Below are 4,063 nucleotides of genomic sequence, written 5' to 3'. Positions count from 1 at the left end.
GACCGCAACCAGTCCAGGATCTCCCCGTAATCAGGGGTCAGCCGACGCTCGAATACCTCACCGGTATCCCCGTCCAATGCACACCCGATCACCGAACGTGCGTGCACATCCAAACCAACACTCGTACGCTGAACCTTCACTGGGGCCTCCCACATCTTGTGGCTCTACCGGCCAGGACCTGATTCCTGTCGGCAACCCACGGTCACATGTGAGTGAGGCCCCAGCCCCCCATACCGTCTAAACCTTGTTAGTCAGTCTGCCTAAGCCCGCCTATGTTTGCGAGCTCCACACGCCGCAATGTGGGGCGTTTCATGCTCCGGGAGGCTAGTGAGCTGGACCTCGATATCGGTTTCGCGGAGACTGGCACGCGCGGCGAAGCCGGACGTAGCCGGTCCCTGCCGGGCCTGCAACCAGGCGTTTGGGTGACCGGCGGCGCGGTGCGATACGCTGTCGTGGCTTCACACGGGGTGTGGCGCAGCTTGGTAGCGTGCTTCGTTCGGGACGAAGAGGTCGTGGGTTCGAATCCCGCCACCCCGACAGTGTGATGTCGCAAGACATCGGAATAGCTCTGAACCTGCATTAGGTTCGGGGCTTTTTCCGTTTTGGCCCGGGTGGGACTCCGCGGTTCCCGAACGAGGGTCGGGGACCGCGGAGCCGCCGTCATCCGTCAATCCGGTCCAGATAGCTTCGGCGTTTGCCTTCGTCGAAGTGCCCGGGGGGCTCGTTGCGCGTGGCGAGCCGCTTCATTTTCTGCATGAGCGGTTCGGGCGTGATGTCTTCGATAAGGCCGAACGGCGACAACCACCGGGGCACCGTCACCTCTCGCCCGGGCCGGCGGGCGCTGTCGACGATTGCCGCCGCGATCTGCTCCGGCTGCCGAGTGGGCAACAGGCTCAGGTTCACTCCCGCTGTCAGCTCGGTATGGACCGCGGTGGGCATGATCGTGGTGATCGTCACTCGGGTGTCCGCGATCTCGGCACGGACGGCTCGCGACAGCGCTGCCACCGCATACTTCGTCGCACAGTAGACCGACATGCCCGGAGTCGTCACCTTGGCCGCCATGGACGACACGTTCACGATGTGGCCGTGGTTGCGGGCCACCATGTCGGGCAGAAATTCGTGCATGCCATTGATGACCCCGCCCAGATTCACGGCCATTTCCCGGTGATAGGCGGAAAGTTTCTGATCGACAAACCGGCCCATGTGTTGGATTCCCGCGTTGTTGACCAGCATGTCCACCGGGCCGTCCGCGGCAGCCGAACGGTGGAATGCCGCGACACTGGCCTCGTCGGTCACGTCCAAGTGGGTCGATTTGGCACCGAGCTCGTGAGCCGTGCGGGCGGCTTCGTCGGCGTCCAGGTCGCCGATCCACACCGTGGCGCCCCGCCGCCGCAGAGCCGCCGCGGTGGCTCGCCCGATGCCGCGGGCACCCCCGGTCACACAGACCACGGCACCGTCGAGTTCGATCATCGATTCGGCCCTTCCTCGGTGAACTGCCGCAATCCGAAGTAGGCGATAAGACGAATCTCTCCGCTGTGCATCGTCAGCAGCGCGCGTCCGAGATACAGGCCCGGGACGAGCTCAACCACTTCGTCGCGGGTCCGTTTGATGGGGAAGGTGCGCACGCTGGGATTGCGGTATTCGGCGGGACTGTAGTCCAAAGCACGAACCTTGATGGAAGGCGCGATCGCGGCGGTGTCGATCCGATGATTGAATTCGAAACCCACCATCTCGGATCCGGCTCGACGAAGCCCTCCGTAGAGCGGCGCGATGACGCGCATCGCGTACTTGGCCAGTGGCGCAAGCCTGTTGAAACCGGTCTCGGCGTCGAAAGTCTTACCGCGCCACGTCGGGTTGATCTTCAACAAGGGGTTGGCCAGGTACGCCTCGGGAATCCCGAACAGGTTCCCGACGATCAGGCCTTCCAGCGCGCCCCGAATCTCCTCGGGAGCGTGTCCGCGCTCAAACAGGGCCGCAAGCTGGTCACGCCGACCGGCCTTGCCGAGTTCCTGAAGATAGCTCCAGCCCTGTTGCCGCGCCAGGACCGGCGCGCTGCGCGATAGGACCCGAAGATCGTTCAGCACAGATGCGCTGGCCCGCTCCTGAGATTGGTCATCGGCGCGGGCGTTAGGGGCCGAAGTTGTCATGTGTCCTCCCGATCGGTCTATCTGGTACGAAGTCGTGCCTATTAACTGGTACGAAACCAGTGCCAGACTTCCCAGGTGGTGTCAACGGGTAATCGAGTGGGTTCGTTGGGCGAGTGCGACGATCTAGCGATGCCCGAGACACCACAGCGCGCCTATGGGGGGCAGTCCGCCGAGACGCGTCGCCACTTACGGCGAACGCGTCTCGTGGAAGTCGCCATGGACGCCATGGCGCGCAATGAATGGCGTGGCGCAACAGTCGATAAGCTCTGTGCCGCAGCGAATCTCAACAAGAGATATTTCTACGAAAGCTTCAAGGATCTGGACGGACTCTCCGCCGCGGTGGTGGACGATATCGCCGAAGACGTGCGGGCCGCGACCATCGCCGCGGCGGATGCCGTGGGATCGGAGTCCCTGGAAAGCCAAGCGCTGGCGGGGGTGGCCGCCGCGGTGCGCTCCCTTGTCGATGATCCTCGCCGTGCGCGTGTGCTCCTGGGTGGCGTCGCGGCCTCGCCGGAGTTGGACGCCCACCGCACGATCGTGATGCACCGCCTCACCGACGTGCTGATCGACCACGGACGCACGGTGCACGGTGTAGAGCTGGAAAACGACCCGCTGGCCAAGGTCGCACCCGCATTCATCGTCGGTGGCACTGCGGACGCGATCTTGGACTTCGTCAACGGGGAGGTCGACTTGTCTCTCGACGATTTCATCGCACAACTAGCCACCCTCTGGCTCATCACCGGCAGCGGCGCAGCCCAGTTCGCGCGGGCACGAGTGCCCTAGCATTCAGCACCCGCCGACCGCAGTCCTGTCGCCGGTTGGACCGGCCTTGCCCGTCGTTTCCTCAATCGGGTCCACCGGCCGCCTCGGCCGTAGACAATGGCTCCCGTGGACTTCCCGATGCGCTACGACCGGTGGTATCGACCGCTGGCCACCGTGTTGGGCCTGGGTCCCGGGCGGGCGAGCATCCGGGTTGCCGACGGGCTGCTGCAGATCCGCAGCGGATGGGCGTTCGCCATGGACATCGCGGTGAACAACATCGAATCCGCCTGTCCGGCCCCGGAACGCATGTGGGGCTGGGGCGTGCACCAGGCCTGTAATGGCTGGCTGGTCAACGGATCCCGGCACGGAATGGTCCAGATAAAGCTGGTCCACGGCGTCAAGCCCAGCAAAGCGCCGACGGCCGGACTGTTCAACAAACCCGTCCGCAGCCTCTATGTCAGCGTCACCGACCCCGACGGCTTCATCGCCGCGCTGACGGGCTGGCAGTTGCCGGCAACCGGTTCCTAGAGCCGTTCCCGGACCGCGGCCGACAACCGCGAACCATCGGCCTTACCCGCGGCGATCGCGGTGGCGGCCTTCATCACCTGGCCCATGTGCTTCATGTGCGGACGCTCCCCGATCGCCTCGGCGACCTGCGCCAGCGCGGTGTCGACGACGTCGGCCAGTTCGGCGTCGCTGAGCGGCGCGGGAAGGTACTCGGCGATGATCCGAGCCTCGGCGTGCTCTTCGGCGGCGAGGTCACCCCGGCCGTTCTGGGTGTAGATCGTCGCGGACTCCGCCCGCTTGCGGGCTTCGCGCGCCAGCACCTTCAGGACATCCTCGTCGGTCAGTTCCCGGGCCTGTTTGCCGGCGACCTCTTCGGCCTGGATCGCAGCCAACAACATTCGCAGGGTCGCCGTGCGCAGCTTGTCCTGCGCCTTCATCGCCGCCGTCAGATCGGTACGCAACTGGGATTTGAGTTCCGCCATGCCCCATAACGCTACGCTCAGCCACATGGTGAATCCGCCTCCGCCCGGCTACCCCGGACCTGGTTTTCCGCCTCCCGGCTACGGCCCGCCACCGGGCTATGGCCCGCCGCCTCCCGGCTACGGCCCGCCACCGGGCTATGGCCCGCCGCCTCCGGGCCTCCGGGC

At 65.3% G+C, this 4,063-nt stretch carries 5 protein-coding genes, 1 tRNA gene and 1 pseudogene; 3 read left to right on the top strand and 4 right to left on the bottom strand.

Annotated elements, in window-relative coordinates; genetic code table 11:
• Nucleotides 1-140, bottom strand: a pseudogene (locus EJK91_RS22835) (IS110 family transposase); the annotation flags it as partial.
• 323 nt (nt 141-463) lie between these two features.
• Between EJK91_RS22835 and EJK91_RS21260 the strand changes: the two are divergent.
• Nucleotides 464-537: transfer RNA gene (locus tag EJK91_RS21260), tRNA-Pro, on the top strand.
• A gap of 123 nt (nt 538-660) precedes the next feature.
• Here the strand turns inward: EJK91_RS21260 and EJK91_RS21255 are convergent.
• Nucleotides 661-1,470: an SDR family NAD(P)-dependent oxidoreductase gene (locus EJK91_RS21255; protein ID WP_024441758.1), complete on the bottom strand. Its 810-nt coding sequence runs from the start codon at nt 1,468-1,470 to the stop codon at nt 661-663.
• Nucleotides 1,467-2,147: a hypothetical protein gene (locus EJK91_RS21250; protein WP_125079888.1), complete on the bottom strand. Its 681-nt coding sequence runs from the start codon at nt 2,145-2,147 to the stop codon at nt 1,467-1,469. The genes EJK91_RS21255 and EJK91_RS21250 overlap by 4 nt, the downstream gene beginning before the upstream one ends.
• 129 nt (nt 2,148-2,276) lie before the next feature.
• Here EJK91_RS21250 and EJK91_RS21245 point away from each other — a divergent pair, with 129 nt between their 5' ends.
• Together EJK91_RS21245 and EJK91_RS21240 are read left to right on the top strand one after the other, a co-directional pair.
• Nucleotides 2,277-2,930 (top strand): TetR/AcrR family transcriptional regulator, encoded by a 654-nt coding sequence (locus EJK91_RS21245; RefSeq protein ID WP_164518067.1) that lies wholly within the window; start codon nt 2,277-2,279, stop codon nt 2,928-2,930.
• Nucleotides 2,931-3,035: 105 nt separating this feature from the next.
• Complete coding sequence (locus EJK91_RS21240; RefSeq protein WP_024441761.1) at nt 3,036-3,437, top strand: hypothetical protein; 402 nt, start codon at nt 3,036-3,038, stop codon at nt 3,435-3,437.
• On the opposite strand, the gene EJK91_RS21235 is transcribed toward EJK91_RS21240, so the two are convergent.
• Entirely contained in the window at nt 3,434-3,898 is a 465-nt protein-coding gene (locus tag EJK91_RS21235) for a GatB/YqeY domain-containing protein (protein ID WP_024441762.1), read from the bottom strand. The genes EJK91_RS21240 and EJK91_RS21235 overlap by 4 nt on opposite strands.
• Nucleotides 3,899-4,063 lie beyond the last annotated feature (165 nt).

The organism is Mycobacterium sp. P7213, assembly GCF_900604305.1.
In the GTDB taxonomy this organism is placed as follows: Bacteria; Actinomycetota; Actinomycetes; order Mycobacteriales; family Mycobacteriaceae; genus Mycobacterium.
Note: the sequence above shows the minus strand (reverse complement) of the source record. Positions and strands in the feature narration are given on the sequence as shown.

Bases quoted from the DNA above. Each gene is read 5' to 3' on its own strand.
- EJK91_RS21255 (WP_024441758.1), bottom strand. From the start codon at position 1,470: ATGATCGAACTCGACGGTGCCGTGGTCTGTGTGACCGGGGGTGCCCGC.
- EJK91_RS21250 (WP_125079888.1), bottom strand. From the start codon at position 2,147: ATGACAACTTCGGCCCCTAACGCCCGCGCCGATGACCAATCTCAGGAG.
- EJK91_RS21245 (WP_164518067.1), top strand. From the start codon at position 2,277: ATGCCCGAGACACCACAGCGCGCCTATGGGGGGCAGTCCGCCGAGACG.
- EJK91_RS21235 (WP_024441762.1), bottom strand. From the start codon at position 3,898: ATGGCGGAACTCAAATCCCAGTTGCGTACCGATCTGACGGCGGCGATG.